Here is a 23,563-nt window from a genome sequence, read left to right on the forward strand (position 1 = left end):
CGCACGTGGCAGGAACCAAAAAGGAAGAAGGCATCATCCTTCCTCCGGATCCGAAGCGGATGATCATGGGTCTCCGCGATACGGGATATGAATTCAACACCGCAGTGGCGGACGTACTCGACAACTCGATCGCCGCAGACGCGACCGATATCGACCTTCGCATCGATATGGACCTTCGCGGCAACATCACCCTGTCGCTGGCAGATGATGGTTGCGGCATGAACCGGTCCGACCTTCTAAACGCCATGACCTACGGCGCGAGGCTTCGTCCCAACCCGGCGAGTCTCGGCAAGTATGGCCTCGGTCTGAAGACCGCTTCGACTGCGTTCTGCCGCATGCTGACAGTCGCCTCCCGGGCGGCAGCAAAAGACCCCGTGCTGGCAGCAACGTGGGATCTTGACCACGTTGCCAACAGCGGCAAATGGGAAGTTCTGCTTAGCGAAAACGTCGATGACGAGATTACCGACCATCTGGATGAAGTGGCCAAGGATTCGTCGGGTACGGTCGTTGTCTGGCAAAAGGTCGACCGTCTCCTGAAGGACTACGCGGATGCCGGCGGCAAGCCTGCGCAGAAGGCTCTGAAGCAGAAAGAGGATCAACTGCGCCGCCATCTCGCGATGGTCTTTCAGCGGTTTCTCGACCCGAAGGACACGCGCGCGCGGACTGTGAACGTAAAGCTCAACGGGACTGCCATCAAAGCGTGGAATCCTTTTGTGCCTGACTTGGCCGAACTTGCAGCCGAGCAGGAAGTCCCCGTCGAGCTGCCGAGCGGCAAAGATGCCTCGTTCACGGTGAAGGCGTACATCCTTCCCCGTCGCGAGGATTTTCCAACGATCGAGCTCGCAAAGGAAGCAGAGCTATCGTCGGACAATCAGGGTATTTACATCTACCGCGAGAACCGCCTGATCAAGGACGCCGACTGGCTTGGCATCTACCAGAAGGAGCCGCACAGCACATTGCTCCGCGTCGAGTTCTCCTTTGACCACCGGCTTGACGAGGTATTTCATCTCGACATAAAGAAAAGCCAGATCGGCCTTAACGAACAGCTCTGGGACTGGCTCGGCGGGCAATTCCTGACCGCGCCACGGCGCATGGCCAACCAGCGCTATCGTGAGGGCCAGAAGAAGGATATCTCGAAGGCTGCACAGGGCGCGCACGACGCGTCAAACAAGACCATCAAGGAGCGCGAGGCTGCGGCCGGGGGTGCGAAGGTCAACGTTGTTGATCCGAACACTGGCGAATGTCTGGTGCAGAATCCGCACGGTACCTTCAAAATCAGACTGCCGATGGGACCCGCCGCGAAGCCGGGCGAGGTCTACGTCAAGACGGTCGACAGCATCGACAGCGGCCTGCTTTTCGAGCCGGGTCTGATACAGGGACACCGCGCGGTTCACATCAACAGCTCACACCCCTATTACGCCAAGGTCTACGTCCCCAACCTGAACAAGAGCGTTCTCGTTCAGGGCATGGACTCGCTCATGTGGGCCTTGGCCGTGGCGGAGCTGACCGCATACCACGATGAGGTCGCAGACCACTTCAAGGACATGCGGTTTGAGCTGTCGAAGATCCTCTCGAAGCTGGTTGAAGGTCTGCCCGATCCGGAGCTGAACGAGAATGCCGCTTGAGGCCGGAGCGCTTGCGCGGCTGATCTCGGACAGCTGCGGATTGCCATTCGACGGACGGCGTCTGACCGGCGCCAATACGTTCCAGATTCATCCGTCAGGTCTGCCGGTCCAGAACACATTCACTATCCAGACCGCTGTCGGCTGGCGCAACGTGGAAGTTAGCTTCGTGCCCGGCTCCTTTGCCGGGGACTTTGTCCGCCACATGGGACTGGCGGATGCCGGCGCGCGCACTAGTTGCGCGGCCGTGCTTGCCAGGTGCCTTCGCGATGGCGCGAGCGTCAACCTGAAAATCAACGGTCGACCGGCCAGGCCGGACGATCCGTCGGGCTGGGACGGCGAATGGTCGCGCCTCGAATTGTCAGTACGTCGCGGCCAGCTCGATCTTGGCAACGGTGACCAAGACAATGAGAAGATTTTCGCGTGGACCCAGCAGGTCACGGCCGCAATCGTCGCGTTGCTGCCGCTTGAGCAGGACGACCTTCCTACAGAGAACCTGCACGGTGGGTTCTCTGAAGGTGCACAGGTGCAATTCGAAGCAAATCGCTACGAACGTGATCGTCGGAATCGCGCGGCTGCGCTGGCTATCCATGGTTGCGCCTGCCAAGTCTGTAGCTCCGATCTGGGTGACAGGTATGGCCCAACCGCCATAGGCCTTATTGAGGTTCATCACCTGATACCGGTCTCAAAGCTGGGTCCCGACTATCGCATCAATCCCGCGACCGATCTCGTGCCGCTTTGTCCAAACTGCCATCGAGTCGCACATCGACGGGACCCGCCGTTTACGGTCGATGAGCTGAAGAAGATGTTGTTCACGCGATGACCGCGCACGCGCAATTGCCTACTTCCCCAAGGCGCGCGAGCGCCCCTTTGGTCGGACGGGTGCCGTGCGCGCGGTGCGCGTATACATCAGGGCCAATTACGGCCTGATCACCGTCAATCTGAACGGACCGCCATTGGCTGCGGCATGTGCGACGGCGTCATTGGCGTGGTCGAGGTCGAAGGCGGTGGTCTCGTACCCCTCCAGCCGCAGCAATCCGGCGCGCACCAGTGCGATCAGGCGGCTGGCGGCATCGGGCGGGTACATCCAGACGCCGTGGATGCTGATGCAGTTGCGCATGAGCCAGGGGTAGGGCAGCTCGAGGCCCGCGCCGCCGGCCATGCCGACGCCGCCCATCAGCACGGCGCGGCCATAGGCGCGCACCGTCATGACCGCCGCGCGCACGACGGTCGCGCTCACCGAGGGCGGCATGATGTCGAACACGCAGTCGATCGGCCCCGATGCGGCGCGTTTCATCGCCTCGCGGTCGTCATCCTCGTTGCCAGTGAGCCTGACCGGCTTCACGCGGCTGCCGAAGCGGCGGACGAGGTCGGCGAGGATTTTTTCGTTGCGGCCGGGCGTGACCACGCAGGCCGCCCCCATCGCCAGCGCGACCGAGACGGCGGCGCTGCCGAAATTGCCGGTGGCTCCGCTCACCAGCACGGTCTCACCCGGCTGCAGGTTCGCGGCGAGGAAGCCGCCATAGGGCCCCAGCAGCGTGCCCAGCGCGCACCATCGCGTGGCCTCCTCGGACGTGATCGTGCCGAGGCGTTTGACGTTCTCGGTCGGCACGCGCATCTGCTCGGCGAACGAGCCGTGGCGAAAATGCTGTTGCAGCCGCATGCCGCCGGGACCGGCGGCCGTAAGGCCCTGCAGCGCGATGTCGGGCGCAACGATGTCGTCGCGCGAGCGCACCGTGGGGTCGCAGAACACCCAGTCGCCGACGCTGAGCTTGGTCGCGTCCGGGCCGATCGCGCGCACCCGGCCGATGCCGCCGGGGCCGGGGATGATGGGCAGGTCGAGCGCGTAGTTGCGCATCCCGCTGAAGACCTCGTTCATGTAGGACAGCACGCGCGTGGCGACGACATCGACGACGACCTCGCCGGTGCCGAGCACCGGTTCGGGGGCATTCTCGATCACCAGCGGCGATCCCAGGGATTTGAGTACGGCAGCTTTCATGTGTTCACCTCAAGGTCGGGTGAGGTGGATATGCGCCGCCCTTGAAGGGCCAGGAAGACCTGGTATTATCCTAGTATTCTCAAGTCCCTCCATCGCGGGAGCAATGCCATGGCCGATCCGCGCCGCGTCGAATTCGGCGACTTCCTGCGGTCCCGCCGCGAAAAGCTGACGCCGAAGACCGTCGGCCTGCCCGCCGGCCGCCGGCGCCGCACCGCGGGCCTGCGCCGGGAGGAGGTCGCGCAACTCGCCGGCATCGGGGTCGACTGGTACATCCGCCTCGAGCAGGGCCGCACCGTCAGCCCCTCGGTCACCACCATCGACGCGCTCGCCCGCGCGCTGCGCCTCAGCAAGACCGAGCACGCGCATCTGAAGGCGCTGGCACGCGACGGGACGCGGACCGCCTTTGTGCCTGAGACCGTGCCGCCGCCGATCCGGCGGATGGTGGAGAGCCTGCAGCAACCGGCCTACATCACGGGGCGGCGCTGGGACGTGCTGGCCTGGAACGCGGCGGCCGAGGACATCTTCGGATTCGGCAAACTGCCCGAGCAGGACCGCAACACGCTGCTGCTGGTCCTGACCAACAAGCAGACGCGCAAATTCTACGGAGCGGGCTGGGCCGACGTCGCCAAGAGCATGGTCGCGATGTTTCGCGCCACGCACGACGTCTGGGCCGGCGATCCCGCTTTTGCCGAATTGCTGGCGCGGCTGCGGCAGGGCAGTCCGGAATTCGTCAAATGGTGGGAGGCGCACGAGATCCGCAGCACCTTGTCCGGCCTCAAGACCATGAACCATCCGACCAGGGGCCTGCTCCGGTTCGAGCACACGAGTTTTCAGGCCAATGACGATCCCGCGCTGAAGCTCGTGATCTACACGCCGGTCTAGGGCGTTGGCCGGCTCACTGAACCAGCGTGAGTTCGGCTGCCCCGTAGAAAGTGTACACCAATCCGAGTGGATTGCCGCGGGCAAGGAGGTCCAGCCGGCTCGCGAGGAGGGCTTGTCCGGCTTCCCGGCCGTCCAGAAACCGCCTCAGGAACTGGCTCGCCATCTCGCCGGCCAACAGTTCGAAGACCGGGATTTCCGTTCCGATCACGCCGGCGACGTCACAATCCCGAACCAGCTTGCGGATGAAAGGAGAGAGCGCATCGGGGCTGAACGCGGCTGTGTTGCAGCCGTTGAGGAAGACAAGCGGGTGCTTGGCCAGCTTCACGCCGCGAAAATCGGCGGCGTTGATGAAGACAGGCTTGCTGGCCGCGGACTCCTGAAATTCGAGCGCCGGTGGGCTGATCTCCGGGTCCGCCATTCCGCCACGCGCGTGACAGAACAGATAGACAAAATCGTCACGCCCCTCCCGAAGGTATTTGAGCAGTTCGTCGCGCAGCCTCGTATCACGCCAGACTGCCGAAACCTTATGTTGCTGCTTGACCAGACCGTCGAGCTCTGTGCGGTGTGCATCGACTGTCGCCAGGGCGCCGTTGTAGCCGAGCAGCAGGCTCGCGGGCTTGCCTGCCGACGTCGCCGACCACCGGCTCACGGTGGTCGTCGTCGCGGGGACGGGCGCATCTGCGGCCGGATCATCCTGCTGCCACGGTGGAATCTCGATCACGTGACGGAAGCCCCAGAAGTGGCGAGGACAGACAATCGTGTCGTCGGTAACGCCTCGTCCAGTGGCGGTGGCCGCTTTCTTCCCCTGCGGCGACAACGGACAATCCGGGTGGGTCCCGCAGGTGTCTGCCGCAAATTGCCCGTTCGCGTCCGGAAGGCCCGCCGGACAGACGGCGGGGAGCACCGGCAGGCCGGCATCGTCCGTTTGGCGGTTGGCGTCATACGGGCGGTCATAGATCGCAGCCCACGGGATCACGTTCTCCAGCAAGGAATGGGCGACGTGGATCACGCGCCCCACGCCCGCAAGATCGGCGGCGATGAGATCCTGGTCCACTTCCTTCAGGATCGCGTCGAACAAGATCCGGCCGATAAAGGCGAGTGACAGCAGCGCCGCGTCGCGCTGGTCCGGCGTCCCGGAATGCCGAGGCACGCCCGGACGCTCGCGAAATGCATAGAGCTTGAATTTGTCGCGGCTTATTGCGTCAAGCTGCTTGCGGACGTCTTCGACGCGCTTGCTGATGTCGCCGGCCACCGAAATCTCGAAGCCTTCCGATCCGCGCACGGTGAAGATCCGCCGGCCATCGAGATTGTTGGCGAACACGCTGAGGGCCACGTCGCGGTTGGTGGGAGGAGCTGCGAGATCGGCTGCGGCGACGTATTCCATGCGGGCCAGCCAACCGGAATTGTCGACGCGCTCTGCCGGAACGCCGAGTGCCTTGGCCAGAGATGAGCTTGCTGCTGCGCCTGCCTCGACCTCCGAGACATTTTCGACGACCAGAGCCGCGAGCCGGTGTGACTGGAGGAGATCTGCGCCGAAGTAGACGCAGAAGCGCAGTTGACTGACGCCGACCGCTGTCGGCTCGACCAGGAATTCGACCAGGTCGCTTGCGCCTTGACGTGGCAGCCACACCTGCTGGATGGCAGTGCCAATCACCGTAAAGTCGATACCCGTCACTCCCACGGAGAGCCATACGCCGTCCTGACCCTCCGACCATTTGAACGGCTCCTCGACGATGGCGATGGCGTCCAGCACGGGGGCGTAACTGTCGCGCGGACCGAGTTGCGCGCCGAAAATGACCGGCTGGGCACGCTGGAGACGCGCGGACTGCGGAATCGATTCCTTTTCGCCCGTCGCAATGTCGATCCGCCAGAGCGAGGGATTGACGAAGCGTGGGCCGGATCGATCCAGGACGATCCTGACGTCTCTGGCCGGGTCGGCGGCCTTGGGCAGGCGGCTCCGCAGGGTGCCCATCGTGCGGCCGAGCGGAACCAGGCCATCACCCTCGTGGATGTCAAACCGCAGCGTGGGAAAGCTCTTGGCAATTCCCGTCAACCCACGCACGGCCGTCGCGAAGTTTGCGGTCACCTGGTCAACATCGAGGCCGGTTTCGGCGATCGACGACCAGAGCTTTCCTGCCGATTCCGCGCTTACCGACGGATCGGGGTCGGTGAGTTGGCCGGCAATCTCCGAGATACGACGGCCTGGAGCCGACACGCGCACAAGCTCCTCGCGCCCGCTGCCGACGATCAGCGTGTCGTTGGCCGGATTCGGTGACGATCGCGCGGCGATCGCAACGGCAAGATCAATCGGGGTGTCGTGAACGAGCTGGTTATAGAACTTCCGCAATCTGGACGGGAGGTGAGGCGTCTTCGCATCGACCAGCCAGACGGCCGGTCCGCCTTGTGCCGCCAGGCGATGAGCGAAACGGCGCAGGGCGCGCATATCGGCACAGACGTCGCAGCGGATGACCACCAGCCGGGTGCGCCAGACTTCGACGCAACGTGTGAGCCAGCCGAGCGTGCCGACTTCCTCCGGCGCCGACATCACCAGAAGACGATCCTTGTCACGGGCCAGGCGATCGAGGTGCAGGACGTCGACGGTTCGCCACCCCGAAGGTAGCGTCCACCGCGAAAAGTTATCGGACGAACCCACGTGGACCTGCATCACTGACGCGAAATGGTGCTTGCGGAGGTGCGAGGGGAATATGCTCTTGATCGTCTGGCCAAGGTGGAAATCGCGGTGTGGATCGAGTTGCAGAAAGCGGATCGGTAGCGTGAAGGGAACCTGAGCCACGCGGGCCGGTAGCGGTATCAGGCGTGGAAACGGAGGGCCGCCGGGTTTTTTCGCGCCCAGGGCACGCCGGAGCGCTTGTTCGATCGGAAGCCCGGCAAGCAGCTCGTCGTCAATTCGAAGGCAGACGCGCTCGAGGTGGTGCTCCGACCGGGCGCCGCCGGGAGGGGCCTCCAGGCTGGAGCGATAGGTCTCCTTCCAGCGGCTCAGTTCGGTTCGAATTGCTGCGGTTTCAAACAGCAGGGATGCGAGCTCGGCAATCGAAGGCGTTTCCCCGGCCCGCGCGCTCTGCCGGATCGGAACGATCCGCAATCTCGTCCGCACGCCGTCGCTGAGCTCGACGACAAGCCGTCGGTCCGCCTGTCGAGAAATTCGGACGACATGGTCGCGGCGGGTATATCCGATATCGACCATGTCTCTTCAGCGCAGTTGCTGGACCAGGCCGGTCAGCCCCTGAAAAGTCTGCCCGGCGATCGCATGCAGTCCGGCGCCCCACAGGAAGGCAACGACAAGGTCGACATATCCGAACGCCGGGTTTGCGAGGTAAAGCAGTTGCAGGCCGCTTACGACGGCGATCAGCAGCAGAACCACGGCAAATCCCACGCTGTAAAGACGCCTTCGGTTCATCACCTGCGCAAGCGTAACGCGGCGGCCCAGCGGCAGCGGCCAGACGCTGGCGATCGCTTCCACGATGATCGAGTCCGGCAGGTCGGCTCCCGATCTGGGCGCGTCGGCATCGGTGGCAGCCGTTTTACCCATTTGAACGCCTTGCGCCCGAAGATGCGGGCGCGCCGGGGCGGCCGCTTCGACGGCTTCCTGGTATCTGGTTCGGGCAGTCCCAAGCTTATCCGCGGTCAAGGCGGCCTCTGCCGCCACGAGTTTCTCGCGGGCGTTCGCCAGCGCCTCCTCGGTCCCCACGACGTTTGCTGCGATCAGCTCCTCGACACGCGCCTTGGCGTGCCGGATCACACCGCCAAGGTAACGGCGGTTCGCCTCGGTCCAGCGCTGCACCCGCTTTTCCGGATCCGGCTCGGCAGCAACACTGTCGAGGAGGCCCGTGATCTCGGCGATGAATGCCGCCCAGTCCGCGACCTCAAACCCGACCGCAGGCTGTGCCGCAGTCAGAGTTGCGCGCAGCAAGCCGGCAGCGATCGCGGCGAACTTCGAACGCGCCTGTGCGAGGATCTTTTCGGCCTCCTCGAAATTGGACCCATTGGCCTGACGGATCATCTCCCCGATAGAGGTCGCCACCGGGTCAAACTGAGGCCGGTCGGGCTCCGGGAACTCGTTAATGGCCTCCCGCAGTTTCGCTGCTGCTGCGACGAAACTCTGCAGAAGCGTGGCGTCGATATCAGCATTCATTTGATTGAGCCCATCCACGGCGGTCTGGATGCTGGCATCGGTAGCGCCATCATTCATCAGTGCGTTGAATGCCGCCCGCAGAGCCTGCTCGACTGTATTGGGGAGGGCATCCGCGATTTCGGCACGCAACGAATCCCGCCGGCGGCGGCTGCTGATCCAGGGAGCGAGCAGAGGTGACCTGCGGCGAACGGTGTCGATGATCGCCGACGCAGCATCGATTCTGGCGGCGGGGTCGGCGAGCCTGTCGCTCGCATTATCGATCTGCGCGATGAGGTGAGTGAGGGCTCGCTGCTCCCGGTCCTTCAGATCCCGGCCCTCGGCCTGCAGCATCGTGGTCAGGTCCGAGCGCAGCACGAGGGCGCTCTGCTGAACCTGAAGGCGCGGTTGGCCCGTGCTCTGATAGTAGCGGAGAAGCGCGGACACGATGACGCCTGCTGCAATGGCAAGGGCCGGCCAGAACCAACAGAGTCGCAAGCTCAACTCGAAGACGACGTCTGCGGGTTTGCGGTCGGGAGCCGTGAACCGCATGACGCCTTTGTAATTGCCGGCGGTCGCCAGCTCCGTGATCGTCGCGGCCATCGTCAGCTCGGCGTCGCCGTTGGCCTTCAGCGACTGCAACGACTTGCCGTCGTCCTGCCTGAACGCGAGCTTGTAGTCGCCTGCCGCCACCTGGACCGGGCTCGATCCCAGTGTATCGGTCCGCTCGAACTGCACGATGGCCGGCGGGTAGATCTCCCGCGTCGTGCTGCTGTTGTTCAGCAAACGCAGCTGCAGCGTAACCGGGGAGCCGGTGGTCGCGAATGTCTTCGAGATTGGTTCGACCTTGAAATCGAGATCGGGGTGCGTGCGGGTCAGGTTCAGCACCACGGTCGTGCCTGTGCCGTTGATGTCGTAGCTAATCTCGCCGGTATAAGGTCCTTCCCGATCGGCAGTGCCGGCCAACGTCAGTGATTGCTGGCCGCGCGCGGGAAGCTTGAACGCACCGGTCAGCGGGTTGCCGTCCTTCAGGAGCTTCGGCTCGACGATGGTGCCGGAGGGGCCGGACATCAGCGAGATGCGCGGCGTGATGTCGATGTCCTGCTCCAACACGTCGTCGCGGCGAATGACGAGAGGCCATTCGAAGGCCGATTTGTCGCTGGTCATTGCCAGCTTGCCATCGGTTGTCGCGCCGACCAGTCGCGCCTTGGGCTGATTTTCCGGCTTTCGGCGTGTCACCTTGAGTTCGTACGGAACGCGTTTTCCGTCGACGATGACGCCGAGCTGCCCGGTGAATTCGCCCTCGACCGGCAGCGTCCCGCTCAGCCGAACTTCTTTCTGATCGAGCGAGGCGAGGTCGAATTCGGCCGCGGCGACATCCCGTCCATCCAGCGAGAGGTGGAGTGCGTCCGCCACTTGCGCCGAGGAGGATTGCAGCGATGTGAAGTCCACCCGAACCCGCAATGCAGTGTCTCCGCTGTCATTGCGGCGAACGACGATTGGCCAGGTAAAGTTGGAGCGGTCGACGGTCAGCGCGAGCGATTTGGCGCCTGCGGCATTGGTCGTTGCACTTGGAATGGCGATTTCGGCCGTATGAGCGGCGCGAAGAGCAATGATTTCGGTACAGAACAAAATACAGCCGAAAAGAATCTTGGGCCTGAGCAACGGACGTCCCATCGGCGGCTTCCCCCCGCAATCTCCGTGCGAGTTGTCAGTCTATTGCCTGTTGCGCGCGAAGTGCAACCCCCTCAGTCAACCGGTCGCACCGGCCATCGAATTGTGCCCTTGTGCACGGGTGTGCGCTCATGGCGACGGCGCGGCTGGAGGCGCTGTACCGACATTCGGCACCGTGGCGGGCCAGGGGCTGATCGGGTTGAGCGCCGACAAGGCGCAGGATGATTTGAGCTGGGTCCACGCCGACGCCAGGCCCGTCAGGTCGATGTCGAATTTCGTCGTGTCCGTCTTGTTGTCGGGCATCAACATGGTTTGGCGGACATGCAGGGCCCGGGACGCCAGCAGCGTCTTGATCATGTCGGGATCGATGCTGTCGCGCCAGATCTCATATTTGCCGGATCGCAGCGCGGATCCTCCGATCTGCTTGTCCGCCTCGGCGTCCGCCGCGATCTGGATCGTGCTCTTGCCGGTGACCGCCTCGTCGATCTCGCCGGCGAACGTCAATGGCACACGCTTCCTGTTTTCGCACGACAGGCGCCACTCCATCATGCGGAACGACGGGTCATTCTCCTTTTTCATCACCGCGTACTTGCGGACGAAAGGGCGCGCTTCCTTCTCCAGCTTCCAGGTGGTTTCGGCGAGCGGCCGCGTGTCGATGCCGAAACGATAGAGCTCGGCGCGCGTCAGCACGTGCAGGCTCTCGTACTTCACGGTGCCGATGAGGTCATCGAGCTCGCGGCTGATCCCCATCGCCGCAATGAACGCCGTGCGGTCGCGCTGGCCGCTCGCGATGGGCCGCCGCCTGGCCTCCGCAACCACCGCCGGGGGTGGATTCCCGTGAAACTGGAGGATCAGTCTGGAATTATGCACTGCCAGCGCGGCGTCGGGAGCCACCTCGCGAGACGTGGCCCCGATGAACAGGAAGCCGCAGGCCGAGTTGCACATGGCATGATAGGTGGTGAGCTCGGCCTCGACCTCGCCACTGGCGTTCTTCAGCTTCAGGCAGGCGGCGTCCACCTGCGTGCCCGTGGCGCAGGCCGTCACGATCGTGCGGCCGACGCGCGCGATCGCCTTGCGGCTGCGCAGCAGCCGTCCGATCGCGTAGGACTGGTCCACATTGCCGCCGGGCGAATGAAAATAGATCGGACGCTGCGTGTCCTTGACGCCGGCGAGGAAGCGGCGAATGCGCGGCGCGGCCTCCTGATCGATCTGGCCCTCGATGGCGATCCAGCGGTCGCAGCCCGGCCCGCACGCGTCAGGCGCGCCCTTGGCGAGGTAGATCGTCAGCCTGGATGCAAATCCGTTTTGCTCGGCGGTCGTGCCTTCCGCATGCATTGCAACGGGAGACAACAGCAAGGCAACGAGAAGCAGGATGCGGGCAAGCATGAACGATCGACTGAGCAATGCAGAACGATCCCGACGCTACACGACGATCGGCGATTGCACAACTTGCGGTGGCGCGTCGTTTCGCGTTTATTTCGCGAAGACTCCGCGGCCCATGCGGCGCTGATAGGCGGCTTGCCGCCGGATATTTCGCCGTCGTTTGCAAGCCGCCGTCACACGCGCTATGTCCGGGCCTCCCGAACAAGAGCCCTGATATGACGATCTCCGATGATAACGACCTGACGCGCCTGAAGGAGATCGGCCGGATCTGCGCCAATACGCTCGAGGCGATGGGGAAGGCGCTCGAGCCGGGCATGACCACGGCCGAGCTGGACCAGATCGGACGAAAGCTGCTGGAGGCTTCCGGGGCGCGTTCGGCGCCGGAACTGGCCTACGACTTCCCCGGAGCGACCTGCATCAGCGTGAACGAGGAGATCGCCCATGGCATCCCGGGCGAGCGGCGGATCGCGCCAGGCGACCTCGTCAACATCGACGTCTCGGCCGAGAAGAACGGTTTCTTTGCCGATACGGGCGCCTCGTTCGCCGTTCCGCCGGTGACGCGCACGATCGAGCGCCTTTGCAGGGACGGCCGGCGCGCGATGTGGACGGGCCTGCGGCAGGTCGGAGCCGGCAAGCCGATCGCCGGAATCGGCGACGCCATCGGCAGCTTTGCGCGGAAGAACGGCTACAGCCTGGTCCGGAATCTCGCCAGTCACGGTGTCGGCCTGTCGCTCCACGAGGAGCCGACGGAGATCGCGACATGGCCCGACCGCTCCGAACGACGCATCATGCGCGACGGGCTGGTGTTCACCGTCGAGCCGTTCCTGTCGCTGGGCGCCGAATGGGCCCAGGATGGCGATGATCCGTGGACGCTCTACAGCAGCCCGGAAGCGCCGACCGTCCAATACGAGCACACCGTGATCGCAACCCGGAACGGGCCTCTGATCGTCACGCTGGCCGGCTAACGCGCGATGATCTGAAGGAGCCGGTCGCACGCGGCTGCAATCTTTGCTTCCGGAGATGTGGCGACGCCCAGCAACAGACCGGGGCGGACTGACGTCGTCGAGGCGTACCAGAGCGAGAGCGGCGTCGGCGCCAATCCGAACGATGTCGCCTGCCGGCCGATGGAGAGGTCATCTGTTCCGTCCGGCAATCGCAGGACGGCCGCCAATCCGGCCAGCGCAACGTTGGCTGTGCGCGGACGAAGATATTTCAACAGCGCATCGGCTTGCGCGGCGTAGACCCGCTTCGTGCGTCGCAGATGCCGCAGATAATGGCCGTCGCGGATGAAATCGGCGGTCGCGAGCTGCACTGCGGGCCCGGGCGCCGGCGCGAGGCACGCCGCAACTTCGGCAAAACGCGACGCGAGAGCGGCGGGCGCGACGACGAAGCCGAGCCGCAGGGCGGGGGTCATGGTCTTGCTGAAGGATCCGATGTGAATGACGCGGCCGGCGCGGTCGAGCGAGGCGAGCGCAGGCGTGGCCCGGCCTTTGAGCTGAAGCTCGCTCAGATAGTCGTCCTCGATCACCCACGCCTTGCTTTGTGCGGCCCAGTCGAGCAGGCGCGAACGTCTTTCCAGAGACAGTGTCGATCCGAGCGGCGCCTGCTGTCCCGGCGTCACGACAACCAGAGCCGCGTCGGGGGTATGTTGCAGTCCGTAGCCGACGTCGATGCCGTCAGCGTCAACCGGGATCGGCACGAGCGATAAGCGGGCAAGCTCGAGGCCATGCCGCGTGAATGGAAAGCCCGGGTCCTCCACCCAAGCCTTTTTCTGCTCGAGGCCGAGCACGCGGAGCGCGAGGCCAAGGCCGCCGCTGAAGCCGCCGGTGATGATGATCTGCGACGGCGCGCATTCGATCCCACGCGCCAGCGCAAGGTAGGCCGCGATCTCGCGGCGCAGATCCGGCTCGCCGCGCGGATCCGGATAGATCGCCGGCGCGCTCGTTTCCACGCGAACGGCCTGTGCGCGCATCCGCGCAAATAGCGTGGCAGGAAATGTTGCTTGTGCAGGCACGCCCATCTGGAAGATCGCCGGCCCCGCGGTGAGCCCCCGGTACGTCTCCATGAACGAGCCGGGATCCGGGGCCTTGTCCAGCCGGACGGGAACGAAGGGCCGATCCGCGACATGCGTTCCGGTCGCGCGGGCCGCCACGATCAGTTGGGCGGAGGAGAGCTTTTCATACGCCGAACGAACGGTGCCGCGCGCGACGCCGAGCTGGGCGGCCAAATCCTGCCACGAGGGCAGGCGGGCGCCGGGGGCGAGCACGCCGTTCTCGATCGCGGCCCTGATGCCCCGATGGATCTGATCAGCCAGCGGCGTCCTGGCGGACCGATCGAGCTCCAACCGCAGCGGCTTGGTCATCGCCCTTGGTACACGATTTTTGTGCGTTCTTGGTGCTTTTTTATGGACCAGGGCAGGGGCACCTAAAGGTGGAAAAAGGGCAGCCACGCCCGATCATCAAGGAACAAGAAAATGACCAGGCGTCTCGATTACGACCGCATTGCACCGGCAGGTGTGAAGGCGCTGGGCGGCGTCTACGGCTACATCCTGCAGAGCAATCTTCCGGCGGCGCTGATCAACCTCGTTTACCTGCGCGTATCACAAATCAACAACTGCGCCTATTGCCTCGACGTGCACACGCGCGATCTGCTCAAGAGCGGGGTGAAGGTCGAAAAGCTCGCGCTGCTGCAGGCGTGGCAGGAAGCCGGCGATCTCTTCGATGCACGCGAGCGCGCCGCCATCGCATGGGCCGAAACGGTCACCCGCGTCGCCGATACCGGCGTGCCCGATCAGGCGTATGACGCGGCGCGCGCCGTCTTCGAGGAGCGCGAGCTGGTCGATCTCACCATCGCGATCGGCATGATGAACACGTACAATCGCATGGCGATCAGCTTCCGCAAGACGCCGCCGGCCGCCGTCGAAAAGGCGGCCTGAAGGTCCACGAACGGCATCAGCCGGCATCGATGCAAAGCAGGAGCGTGAAAATGGCGAGCGTGATCTCCGGCGTCAGAATTCCCGACAGCAAGCTGGCGCGCGAGGCGGCCGAACTGGTCCGCTCTTACGAAGACGAGATGCTGTTCAACCATTCCGTTCGCGTCTACGTGTTCGGGGCGATGAAGGGGCTGCGGCAAAAGCTGAAGTTCGACGCCGAACTGCTCTATGTCGCGGCGCTGTTTCACGACCTTGGCCTGGTCGATCATTACCACACCGAGACCAAGCGATTTGAGGTCGACGGGGCCGACGCCGCGCGCGACTTTCTCCGGGCACGCGGCATTGCCGAGCCGCAAGCCGATCTGGTGTGGGAGGCGATCGCGCTGCACACCACTCCCGGCATTCCGCAATATATGCGGCCGGAGATCGCGCTCACCAACGCAGGCGTTCTGGTGGATGTGGTCGGCATCGGGTTTGACGACTACACGTCCGAGCAGCGCGATCAGGTCATCACCGCGTTCCCGCGCGGTGATTTCAAGAACGAGTTCCTGAAGGTGCAGACCTGCTCCGCGCTGAAGAAGCCCCAAACGACGTTCGGGACGGTCAATTTCGACTACATCCAGGACCACGATCCGACCTTCCAAAAGCCCAACGCCTGCACGCGCATCCGCAACACGCCCTGGCAGAGCTGAACGTGCCTGGCCGCTACGCCACCGGGTCTTGCGCGTGGGCGCGGTGATCCGGTGCCAGCGGCGGCGCCGCGCGTGCGGGCGCGTTTGTCGGTGGGGCAGCGTGGCCGCTCGCGGCGACCGCGACCGGCACAGAGCTGGCGTCGCGCCAGGCGACGATCCAGATCAGGAAGCCGAGCAGCGCGAGCACGGCGCCGACAGGGCCGGTTGAGGTCCAGCCCAGCCCCTCGCGAATGGCGATGCCGCCCAGGAACGGGCCGAGCGCATTGGCGGTGTTGAACGCCGAATGGTTCAGCGCGGCCGCGAGCGCCTGCGCATCGCCGGCGACGTCCATCAGCCGCGTCTGCAGGATCGCGCCGAGCGAGACGCTGGCGCCGATGGCGAAGACGTCGACCGCGAGCAGCCAGGGATTGCCGGCGGCAAGCGGAAACAGCAGCAGCGCGACCGCGGCAAACAGCAGGATGACGCCCGCCGTCGGCATCAAGGCGCGGTCGGCAAAGCGCGGCACGAACAGATTGCCCAGCGTGGCGCCGATGCCGAACACGGCGAGGAAGAACGGGATCACCGCGGTGCTGACCTTGGTGACCTCGATCAGCGTCGTCGCCAGATACGTATAGACGGCGAACAAGCCGCCGAAGCCGATGGCGCCGATCGCCAGCGTGATCCAGATGCGGCCGTTTCGGAGCGCGCCGAGTTCGCGCAGCGGATCTGAGCGGCCGGCCTGGTCGCGCGGCGCGAACAGGGCGCACAGCAGCACCGTGAGCAGCGCGAGCACCGACACGAGGGCAAAGCTCGCGCGCCAGCCGACCGCCTGGCCGATCAGATTGGCGAGCGGCACGCCGATGATGGTGGCGACCGTCAAGCCGAGCATGATTTGGCCGACCGCGCGCGAGCGGCGATCGAACGGCACCAGCGAGGCCGCGACCAGCGCGGCGATGCCGAAATAGGCGCCATGCGGCAAGCCCGAGAGGAAGCGCGCCGCGATCATCCAGCCGAAGCCGGGGGCGAGCGCGGTCAGCGCGTTGCCGAGCGCGAACACCAGCATCAAGACCAGCAATTGCGTGCGCCGCGCGAACCGCGCGCCGAGCACGGCGATCAGCGGCGCGCCCAGCACCACGCCGAGCGCGTAGGCGCTGATCGCGTGTCCCGCGGTCGGCTCGTCGATGCGGAGGTCGGCGGCGAAGAACGGCAGCAGGCTCATCGATGCGAATTCGGTGGTTCCGATCGCAAAGCCGCCCATCGCGAGCGAGAACAGGACGATGGCGAGGCGAGGGGGCGCGGAAGCCGCAGTCGCGCGGGGCGAGGTCGCTGGGTGCGAGGTCGTCATGTGTCCTGCAGTGGTGGCGTCAACGGGAACCCGCCCAGCGAACGTCGCCATCCCTGCAAGATTTGTCTGTCGTACTTAAACCCGTGACGACTTACGTCAACACTACAAGCTCAACACAAAGCGGGCCGCATATCAGCGTCCCGATTTGCGAGTGCCAACGCTGGCGCCTGGTGCGCGGAGCGGCTCGCTGCTGTGGAAAATAGGGATTCGCAACGCAGCTTGCCGAACGTCCGACGGCGAGAAATCGGCACTGCTCCATCGAGGTGTAGCGGCAATCGAAATAGCCCACCTGGCCGTAGATCTGCATGCAGACCGGATAATTCGGATCGTAAGTCTGCGCGCGTGCAGGCGCGCTGACGAGAAGCGGGCTGACCGCGAGGAGCATGAACGAAGCGCGGCGCATCTCAGCGCGGCGGGTAGTAGCCCGGTGAATAACCGGCGCGCGGGCGGTTTTGATAGGCGTAGGGATCATCGCTCTGTCCTGCGAAGTAGGGATTGGCGATGCAGGTGAGCGGGCGGCCCGACGAGCTCGCCTGACACTGCGCATAAGTGTCGAAGGTGCAATTGCTGAGACCTGGCCATTCATCGCCGGTCAGACAAAACGCGTGACGCGTTCCGAACGCACGCGCCGGCGTACTTGGGTTCAACGTGAACGTGAATGTGGCGATTGCGAGCGAAAATGTGGCGACAATGGGGAGGACAATCTGTCCACGCATTTCAAATCTCCATCACAGGAATGTGCGTGCGTCGTCGTTACACGCGTGTGCAGTTTAAGTCGTGCGGTCGAACAATGGAACTCAGGAAAACACTTGTTTCAAAGGGTTTCCTGCATGCGCTGCTAAACATCCATTAACGCAAGCGGGGCCTTTGGCTTCAACTGTGGCGTTGCGGTTACAGCAATTCCGTCGATCGCTGATATGACCACGCGACGGCCCGGGGGCCTACTGAAGAAACTGGAACGGGACTCAAATGAAGAAGAACTTGTTGCTTGCTGCCGTCAGCCTCGTCGCGCTCAGCGCGGCTGCTCCGGCGCTGGCTGCCGATCTCGCGGCTCGGCCGTACACCAAGGCGCCTGCGATGGTCGCCGCGATCTATGACTGGAGCGGCTTCTACATCGGCATCAACGGCGGCGGTGGTTCGGCGCACTCGACTTGGGATATCGTCGGCGGTGGCCGCGAAGGTTCGCACGACGCGACCGGCGGCACGGTCGGTGGCCAGATCGGCTATCGCTGGCAGTCGGGCCAGTGGGTGTTCGGCGTTGAAGGCCAGGGCAACTGGGCCGACTTCTCCGGCGACAACGTCAGCGCGCTGTTCGCTACGCGCAACCACTCGAAGATCGATTCGTTCGGTCTGATCACCGGTCAGGTCGGCTACGCCTGGAACAACGTGCTCGTCTACATCAAGGGCGGTGCGGCTGTTGCGGGCACCAAGTACGACGTGTTCAGCACCGCTTCGGGCGCGCTGCTCGCTTCGAACAGCCAGACCCGTTGGGGTGGTACGGTCGGTGCCGGCATCGAGTACGGCTTCGCGCCGAACTGGTCGGTTGGCGTCGAGTACAACCACATCTTCCTGCAGGACAAGGACGTCACCTTCGCGCTGGTGCCCTCGACCGATCGCATCCGTCAGGACGTCGACATGGGCCTCGTCCGCCTGAACTACAAGTTCGGTGGCATGCCCATCGCGCGCTACTGAGACTGATCGCTTCGCAAGAAGCGGTTGTGGAAAGCCCCGGCCTTTGCGCCGGGGCTTTTTTATTGCGTGAATTCAGCGAGTTAACCATCCCGTTTCGAGGTGGCCGAGATTGCTTGACTCCACAGAACGAAATGAGAACAATGTTCTTCATACGTTCTGGTGATGGAGCAAGCCATGTTCAGGATCTTCGTGGAAGAAGCCGCCGCACTCGCCTCGATCTCGCTGTTCGTCGGAATGATCGCGATCTGGGCCCAGGTCATACCGCAGCTCTGATTCCGCTGTTCTCAACCGGGCCCGGTTGGGGAAAAGCGGGACGACGCGGCGAAGCGGCCGCTCCGGCGTGGACTCTCGCGGCGCGACACCCCACCATTGTGAGGCGAGTCGGCGAAGGGCGGCGGATGGCGAGGGCAGAATGTCCCGACGATCCCTGACCATCTCTTGGAGCCGGCGACCGCTCCATCTCATCTGCAAGAGGCCGTAACGCGACCATGCCGAGCGCCGGATTTGTCCACCTTCACGTTCACTCGGCGTATTCGCTGCTCAAGGGCTCGATCAAGATCGCCAAGCTCGCCGAGCTTGCGAAGAAAGACCATCAGCCGGCGCTGGCGCTGACCGACACCGATAATCTGTTCGGTGCGCTCGAGTTCTCCGACAAGATGGCGGGCTCCGGCATCCAGCCGATCGTCGGCCTGGAGCTCGCGATCGACTTCGGCGACCAGGATCCCAACGCGCGCAATGCGATGGGGCCGTCGCGCATCGTGCTGCTGGCCGCGCAGGAGCGCGGCTATCGCAGCCTGATGCGGCTGAACTCACGGGCCTTCCTCGAATCGCCCGACAGCCATGCCCCGTTCATCAAGTTCGACTGGTTCGACGGCGAGACCGAGGGGCTGATCGCGCTGACGGGCGGACCGGACGGGCCGATCTCGCTGGCGCTCGCCGGCGGCATGGCCGAGCTTGCGGCGACGCGCTGCGAGCGCCTCGCCAATCTGTTCGGCGACCGCCTCTACATCGAATTGCAGCGTCACAACATCGACAAGGAACGGCGCGTCGAGAGCGGGCTGATCGACATCGCCTATGCGCAGGGCCTGCCGCTGGTTGCGACCAACGAGCCTTATTTCGCCGCGACCGACGATTACGAGGCGCATGACGCGCTGCTCTGCATCGCCGGCGGCCGGCTGATCGCCGAGACCGATCGCGTGCAGCTCACGCCGGATCACCGCTTCAAGACGCGTGCCGAAATGGCGGTGCTGTTCGCCGACATCCCGGAGGCGCTGGCGTCCACGGTCGAGATCGCCGAGCGCTGCTCGTATCGCCCGATGACGCGCAAGCCGATCCTGCCGTTCTTCACCGTCGGCGCCGCCGCGAGTTCTGATGCGGCCTCCGTCGAGGCGGCCGAACTGAAGCGGCAGGCGGAGGAGGGGCTCGCCAGGCGGCTCCAGGTGCACGGCCTGTCGCAGGGCACGAGCGAGGAAGACTACAACAAGCGCCTGGCGTTCGAGCTCGACGTCATCATGCGCATGAAATACGCCGGCTACTTCCTGATCGTGTCGGACTTCATCAAATGGGCGAAGAGCCAGGGCATTCCGGTCGGGCCGGGCCGCGGCTCCGGCGCAGGCTCGCTGGTGGCGTGGGCACTGACCATCACCGATCTCGACCCGATCAAGTTCGGCCTGCTGTTCGAGCGCTTCCTCAATCCCGAGCGCGTCTCGATGCCGGACTTCGACATCGACTTCTGCCAGGACCGCCGCGGCGAGGTGATCAAGTACGTCCAGGAGCGCTACGGTCGCGACCAGGTCGCGCAGATCATCACCTTCGGTACGCTGCAGGCGCGCGGCGTGCTGCGCGACGTCGGCCGCGTGCTGCAGATGCCTTATGGCCAGGTCGACAAGCTGACGAAACTGGTGCCGCAGAATCCGGCGGCGCCTGTCACGCTTGCGGCGGCGATCGAGAGCGAGCCGAAGCTCCAGGCATTCCGCGACGAAGACCCGGTGGTGGCGCGCGCCTTCGACATCGCCCAGCGCCTGGAAGGACTGACCCGCCACGCCTCGACGCACGCGGCCGGCATCGTGATCGGCGATCGCCCCTTGAGCGAGCTCGTGCCGATGTATCGCGATCCCAAATCCGACATGCCGGTGACCCAGTTCAACATGAAATGGGTCGAGCCTGCGGGACTCGTGAAGTTCGACTTCCTCGGCCTGAAGACGCTGACCGTGCTCGACGTTGCGTGCAAACTGCTCAAGCCGCGCGACATCCATGTCGATCTCGCCACGCTGCCGATCGACGATGCCGAGAGCTACCAGATGCTGGCGCGCGGCGAGGTGGTCGGCGTGTTCCAGGTTGAAAGCCAGGGCATGCGGCGCGCGCTGGTCGACATGCGCCCCGACCGTTTCGAGGACATCATCGCGCTGGTGGCGCTCTATCGTCCGGGCCCGATGGCGAACATCCCGACCTATTGCTCGCGCAAGCACGGCGACGAGGAGCCGGAATATCTCCATCCCGTGCTCGAGCCGATCCTGAAGGAGACCTTCGGCGTCATCATCTACCAGGAACAGGTGATGCAGATCGCGCAGGTGATGTCGGGCTATTCGCTCGGCGACGCCGACCTTCTGCGCCGCGCCATGGGCAAGAAGATCCGCGCCGAGATGGACAAGCAGCGCGACATCTTCGTCGCCGGCGCGGTGAAGAACGGCGTGCCGAAGGGGCAGGCCGAGACCATCTTCGAGCTGCTCGCGAAATTCGCCGACTACGGCTTCAACAAGAGCCATGCGGCGGCCTATGCGCTGGTGTCCTACCACACCGCCTACATGAAGGCGCATTATCCGGTGGAGTTCATCGCGGCGTCGATGACGCTCGATCTCAACAACACGGACAAGCTCTCCGAATTCCGTTCCGAGGCGCAACGCCTCGGCATCAAGGTCGAGCCGCCGAACATCAACCGTTCTGGCGCGACCTTCGAGGTCGGCGACAAGGTCATCTATTACGCGCTCGCCGCGCTCAAGGGCGTCGGCATCCAGGCGATCGACCAGATCATCGAGGAGCGCACCAGGAACGGCCTGTTCACCTCGCTCGCCGATTTCGCCGCGCGCGTGTCGCCGCGCGCGATCAACAAGCGCATCATCGAAAGTCTCGCCGCTGCCGGTGCCTTCGACACGCTGGAGCCGAACCGCGCCCGCGTGTTCGCCGGTGCGGACGCGATCCTCGCCGCCTGCCAGCGCGCGCATGAAGCCGCAACCGTCGGCCAGAACGACATGTTCGGCATGTCCGCGGATGCGCCGACGATCATGCTGCCGCAGATCGAGCCATGGCTGCCGGCCGAACGGCTGCGCCGCGAATATGATGCGATCGGCTTCTTCCTGTCCGGCCATCCGCTCGACGATTACGCCACGGTGCTGAAGCGCCTGCGCGTGCAGTCATGGGCGGAATTCTCGCGCGCGGTGAAGACCGGCGCCACCGCCGGCAAGGTTGCCGCCACCGTCGTGTCGCGCATGGAGCGCCGCACCAAGACCGGCAACAAGATGGGCATCATGGGCCTCTCCGATCCCACGGGCCATTTCGAGGCGGTGCTGTTCTCCGAAGGCCTCGCGCAATATCGCGACGTGCTCGAGCCGGGCGCCGCCGTGCTGCTTCAGCTCGGCGCCGAATTGCAGGGCGAGGACGTGCGCGCCCGCGTGCTGCATGCCGAGCCGCTCGATGATGCCGCCGCCAAGACGCAGAAGGGCTTGCGCATCTTCCTGCGTGACACCAAGCCGCTGGACTCGATCGCCAAGCGTCTGGCCGGTCCCGATGCAGCCGCCTCGAACGGCGCCGCGCCTAAGGTCGGCAGCCCGGGCATCGCGCCGCGCTCGAACGGCGACGGCGAGGTCTCGCTGGTGATGATGCTCGACCTCGAGACCGAGGTCGAGATGAAGCTGCCCGGCCGGTTCAAGGTCTCGCCGCAGATCGCCGGCGCGATCAAGGCGGTCGCGGGCGTGGTCGACGTGCAGCAGCTCTAAAGCGCGATGGGATCTGGAAGAATCGTCATCGTGCGTTGGATCGTTGCTGGAGCATGATCTCCGCGCAAGCGTGCCGCGCTTGTCGCGAGGAAGATTTGCTGCGCCTTTTTCGGGTCATGCCCTAGCGGCCGGTCGCGAATATATGCGGGCGAGCGCAGGTCTGTGCAGCCGCTGTGCGCGAAGCGGCGGTCACTTCGGCTTTGTGGCATGCTTCGCAATGCAGCAATCTTCAGTTGCATCAATCATCTTTGGTGGTTTCTTCACATCGGCGCACCTATCATCGCTACGCTTCCATTCATCAGCCGTACCTGGGGAAACGTCACATGTGCGACAAGTGCTCCGAATCTCTGCATCATCAATCCCTGCACCAAGACATCGCGCCGTCACGGCGGTCGGCGATGCTGTTTGGCGCCGCTGCGTTCGGCATGGCTTTCGCCGGCGGCGCCCTGGCAAAGGAATCCAAGCAGCCGCCAAAGCCGCAGAACGTGTTGTCGCCCGATGCCTCGTTGAAGCGGTTGATGGAAGGGAACGCACGCTACGTTGACGGTGTGGCACGGCGTCACGATTTCAAGCATGAGCGCGAGGCGCTGGTGGGCGGACAGAACCCGTTCGCAGCCGTGCTGAGCTGCGCCGATTCACGTATCGCGCCGGAATATGCCTTCGACAGCGGTCGCGGCGACCTCTTCGTCTGCCGTGTCGCCGGAAATTTTGCGGGCACCGAGACCATCGCCAGCATGGAATATGCGGTGGCGGTGCTGGGCGCGCCGCTGATCCTCGTGCTTGGCCATGATGCCTGCGGCGCGATCGATGCCACGCTGAAGGCGATCAAGGACAACACATCACCGCCGGGACACATTCCCTCGCTGGTCGATGCGATCGCGCCGGCCGCCAAGGCTGCGATGCAGCAGGGCGGGGACGTGCTCAACAAGGCGATCCGTCAGAACGTGATCGACAACGTTGCCAAGCTGAAGACGGCCGCGCCGATCCTCAATGCGGCCGCGGAGCAGGGCAAGTTGAAGGTCGTCGGCGGCATCTACCGGCTCTCGACGGGCACGGTCGATCTGATCTCCCAGGGCTGAGCGGCCCGACGGCTGAACCGGCCTGCGCCGCAGTGCGGTCGCAAGGCTTACGCGGGCCTGACGCAGGGTTTGATATGAGGCGGGGGCGCCATGTCACCGCCTCAATCCGCGCTTTTCGTTCAAGAGCCATTCAGCCAGCCGGGCGTTTCATGCACGGTGGCAC

General features: G+C 64.5%; 18 protein-coding genes. 9 read left to right on the forward strand and 9 right to left on the reverse strand.

Translation table 11 applies throughout. From position 1 onward, the window contains the following. Positions 1-5 precede the first annotated feature (5 nt). Both VGR99_RS15690 and VGR99_RS15695 read left to right on the forward strand, forming a co-directional pair. Complete coding sequence (locus VGR99_RS15690; RefSeq protein ID WP_326899446.1) at positions 6-1,625, forward strand: ATP-binding protein; 1,620 nt, start codon at positions 6-8, stop codon at positions 1,623-1,625. Next, positions 1,615-2,445 carry an HNH endonuclease gene (locus VGR99_RS15695; protein ID WP_326899448.1) on the forward strand — a complete coding sequence of 277 codons (831 nt, stop codon included), beginning with the start codon at positions 1,615-1,617 and terminating at the stop codon, positions 2,443-2,445. Before VGR99_RS15690 ends, VGR99_RS15695 begins: the two co-directional genes overlap by 11 nt. A 96-nt stretch (positions 2,446-2,541) precedes the next feature. On the opposite strand, the gene VGR99_RS15700 is transcribed toward VGR99_RS15695, so the two are convergent. Beyond that, on the reverse strand, positions 2,542-3,621 hold the full coding sequence (locus tag VGR99_RS15700) for a medium chain dehydrogenase/reductase family protein (protein WP_326899450.1): 1,080 nt from the start codon (positions 3,619-3,621) through the stop codon (positions 2,542-2,544). Positions 3,622-3,729: 108 nt separating this feature from the next. Here VGR99_RS15700 and VGR99_RS15705 point away from each other — a divergent pair, with 108 nt between their 5' ends. Next, positions 3,730-4,503, forward strand: coding sequence for a helix-turn-helix transcriptional regulator (locus tag VGR99_RS15705; protein WP_326899452.1), 774 nt, complete (start codon positions 3,730-3,732; stop codon positions 4,501-4,503). Positions 4,504-4,516: 13 nt separating this feature from the next. Here the strand turns inward: VGR99_RS15705 and VGR99_RS15710 are convergent, their stop codons facing one another. From VGR99_RS15710 to VGR99_RS15720, 3 genes are all read right to left on the reverse strand, one after another. Then, a complete protein-coding gene (locus VGR99_RS15710) occupies positions 4,517-7,708 on the reverse strand; it encodes a CHAT domain-containing protein (protein ID WP_326899454.1) in 3,192 nt (1,063 codons plus the stop codon). Between the two features lie 6 nt (positions 7,709-7,714). Beyond that, positions 7,715-10,309 (reverse strand): hypothetical protein, encoded by a 2,595-nt coding sequence (locus VGR99_RS15715; protein ID WP_326899455.1) that lies wholly within the window; start codon positions 10,307-10,309, stop codon positions 7,715-7,717. 126 nt (positions 10,310-10,435) lie between these two features. Then, positions 10,436-11,692: a hypothetical protein gene (locus VGR99_RS15720; RefSeq protein ID WP_326899457.1), complete on the reverse strand. Its 1,257-nt coding sequence runs from the start codon at positions 11,690-11,692 to the stop codon at positions 10,436-10,438. Between the two features lie 212 nt (positions 11,693-11,904). On the opposite strand from VGR99_RS15720, the gene map reads away from it, so the two are divergent. Next, the gene (gene map / locus VGR99_RS15725) at positions 11,905-12,654 is read left to right on the forward strand and encodes a type I methionyl aminopeptidase (protein ID WP_326899459.1); all 750 of its coding nucleotides are present in this window, start codon (positions 11,905-11,907) and stop codon (positions 12,652-12,654) included. On the opposite strand, the gene VGR99_RS15730 is transcribed toward map, so the two are convergent. Next, a complete protein-coding gene (locus tag VGR99_RS15730) occupies positions 12,651-14,051 on the reverse strand; it encodes a PLP-dependent aminotransferase family protein (protein WP_326899461.1) in 1,401 nt (466 codons plus the stop codon). The genes map and VGR99_RS15730 overlap by 4 nt on opposite strands. A gap of 111 nt (positions 14,052-14,162) precedes the next feature. On the opposite strand from VGR99_RS15730, the gene VGR99_RS15735 reads away from it, so the two are divergent. Together VGR99_RS15735 and VGR99_RS15740 are read left to right on the forward strand one after the other, a co-directional pair. Continuing rightward, positions 14,163-14,624 carry a carboxymuconolactone decarboxylase family protein gene (locus tag VGR99_RS15735; RefSeq protein ID WP_326899462.1) on the forward strand — a complete coding sequence of 154 codons (462 nt, stop codon included), beginning with the start codon at positions 14,163-14,165 and terminating at the stop codon, positions 14,622-14,624. Positions 14,625-14,674: 50 nt separating this feature from the next. Then, positions 14,675-15,313 carry an HD domain-containing protein gene (locus VGR99_RS15740; RefSeq protein WP_326899464.1) on the forward strand — a complete coding sequence of 213 codons (639 nt, stop codon included), beginning with the start codon at positions 14,675-14,677 and terminating at the stop codon, positions 15,311-15,313. 13 nt (positions 15,314-15,326) lie between these two features. Here VGR99_RS15740 and VGR99_RS15745 read toward each other — a convergent pair whose 3' ends face one another. The 3 genes from VGR99_RS15745 to VGR99_RS15755 form a co-directional block, all read right to left on the reverse strand. Continuing rightward, complete coding sequence (locus VGR99_RS15745; protein WP_326899466.1) at positions 15,327-16,637, reverse strand: MFS transporter; 1,311 nt, start codon at positions 16,635-16,637, stop codon at positions 15,327-15,329. A 91-nt stretch (positions 16,638-16,728) separates the two neighbouring features. Then, entirely contained in the window at positions 16,729-17,040 is a 312-nt protein-coding gene (locus VGR99_RS15750) for a DUF3551 domain-containing protein (RefSeq protein ID WP_326899467.1), read from the reverse strand. Position 17,041: 1 nt separating this feature from the next. Next, positions 17,042-17,353: a DUF3551 domain-containing protein gene (locus tag VGR99_RS15755; protein WP_326899468.1), complete on the reverse strand. Its 312-nt coding sequence runs from the start codon at positions 17,351-17,353 to the stop codon at positions 17,042-17,044. A gap of 253 nt (positions 17,354-17,606) precedes the next feature. On the opposite strand from VGR99_RS15755, the gene VGR99_RS15760 reads away from it, so the two are divergent. Next, entirely contained in the window at positions 17,607-18,329 is a 723-nt protein-coding gene (locus tag VGR99_RS15760; protein ID WP_326899470.1) for an outer membrane protein, read from the forward strand. 488 nt (positions 18,330-18,817) lie between these two features. Then, a complete protein-coding gene (gene dnaE / locus VGR99_RS15765; RefSeq protein ID WP_326899472.1) occupies positions 18,818-22,321 on the forward strand; it encodes a DNA polymerase III subunit alpha in 3,504 nt (1,167 codons plus the stop codon). Here dnaE and VGR99_RS15770 read toward each other — a convergent pair. Beyond that, on the reverse strand, positions 22,318-22,560 hold the full coding sequence (locus tag VGR99_RS15770; protein ID WP_326899474.1) for a hypothetical protein: 243 nt from the start codon (positions 22,558-22,560) through the stop codon (positions 22,318-22,320). The two genes, dnaE and VGR99_RS15770, sit on opposite strands and share 4 nt — an antisense overlap. 84 nt (positions 22,561-22,644) lie before the next feature. Between VGR99_RS15770 and VGR99_RS15775 the strand changes: the two genes are divergently transcribed. Next, positions 22,645-23,400, forward strand: a complete 756-nt coding sequence (locus tag VGR99_RS15775) for a carbonic anhydrase (protein WP_326899477.1) — start codon at positions 22,645-22,647, stop codon at positions 23,398-23,400. The last annotated feature ends 163 nt before the right edge of the window (positions 23,401-23,563 follow it).

The organism is Bradyrhizobium sp. (assembly GCF_035935975.1).
In the GTDB taxonomy this organism is placed as follows: Bacteria; Pseudomonadota; Alphaproteobacteria; order Rhizobiales; family Xanthobacteraceae; genus Bradyrhizobium.

Coding starts and splice junctions, on each gene's coding strand:
- VGR99_RS15695 (WP_326899448.1), top strand. CDS start 1,615: ATGCCGCTTGAGGCCGGAGCGCTTGCGCGGCTGATCTCGGACAGCTGC.
- VGR99_RS15700 (WP_326899450.1), bottom strand. CDS start 3,621: ATGAAAGCTGCCGTACTCAAATCCCTGGGATCGCCGCTGGTGATCGAG.
- VGR99_RS15705 (WP_326899452.1), top strand. CDS start 3,730: ATGGCCGATCCGCGCCGCGTCGAATTCGGCGACTTCCTGCGGTCCCGC.
- VGR99_RS15710 (WP_326899454.1), bottom strand. CDS start 7,708: ATGGTCGATATCGGATATACCCGCCGCGACCATGTCGTCCGAATTTCT.
- VGR99_RS15715 (WP_326899455.1), bottom strand. CDS start 10,309: ATGGGACGTCCGTTGCTCAGGCCCAAGATTCTTTTCGGCTGTATTTTG.
- VGR99_RS15720 (WP_326899457.1), bottom strand. CDS start 11,692: ATGCTTGCCCGCATCCTGCTTCTCGTTGCCTTGCTGTTGTCTCCCGTT.
- map (WP_326899459.1), top strand. CDS start 11,905: ATGACGATCTCCGATGATAACGACCTGACGCGCCTGAAGGAGATCGGC.
- VGR99_RS15730 (WP_326899461.1), bottom strand. CDS start 14,051: ATGACCAAGCCGCTGCGGTTGGAGCTCGATCGGTCCGCCAGGACGCCG.
- VGR99_RS15735 (WP_326899462.1), top strand. CDS start 14,163: ATGACCAGGCGTCTCGATTACGACCGCATTGCACCGGCAGGTGTGAAG.
- VGR99_RS15740 (WP_326899464.1), top strand. CDS start 14,675: ATGGCGAGCGTGATCTCCGGCGTCAGAATTCCCGACAGCAAGCTGGCG.
- VGR99_RS15745 (WP_326899466.1), bottom strand. CDS start 16,637: ATGACGACCTCGCACCCAGCGACCTCGCCCCGCGCGACTGCGGCTTCC.
- VGR99_RS15750 (WP_326899467.1), bottom strand. CDS start 17,040: ATGCGCCGCGCTTCGTTCATGCTCCTCGCGGTCAGCCCGCTTCTCGTC.
- VGR99_RS15755 (WP_326899468.1), bottom strand. CDS start 17,353: ATGCGTGGACAGATTGTCCTCCCCATTGTCGCCACATTTTCGCTCGCA.
- VGR99_RS15760 (WP_326899470.1), top strand. CDS start 17,607: ATGAAGAAGAACTTGTTGCTTGCTGCCGTCAGCCTCGTCGCGCTCAGC.
- dnaE (WP_326899472.1), top strand. CDS start 18,818: ATGCCGAGCGCCGGATTTGTCCACCTTCACGTTCACTCGGCGTATTCG.
- VGR99_RS15770 (WP_326899474.1), bottom strand. CDS start 22,560: ATGCAACTGAAGATTGCTGCATTGCGAAGCATGCCACAAAGCCGAAGT.
- VGR99_RS15775 (WP_326899477.1), top strand. CDS start 22,645: ATGTGCGACAAGTGCTCCGAATCTCTGCATCATCAATCCCTGCACCAA.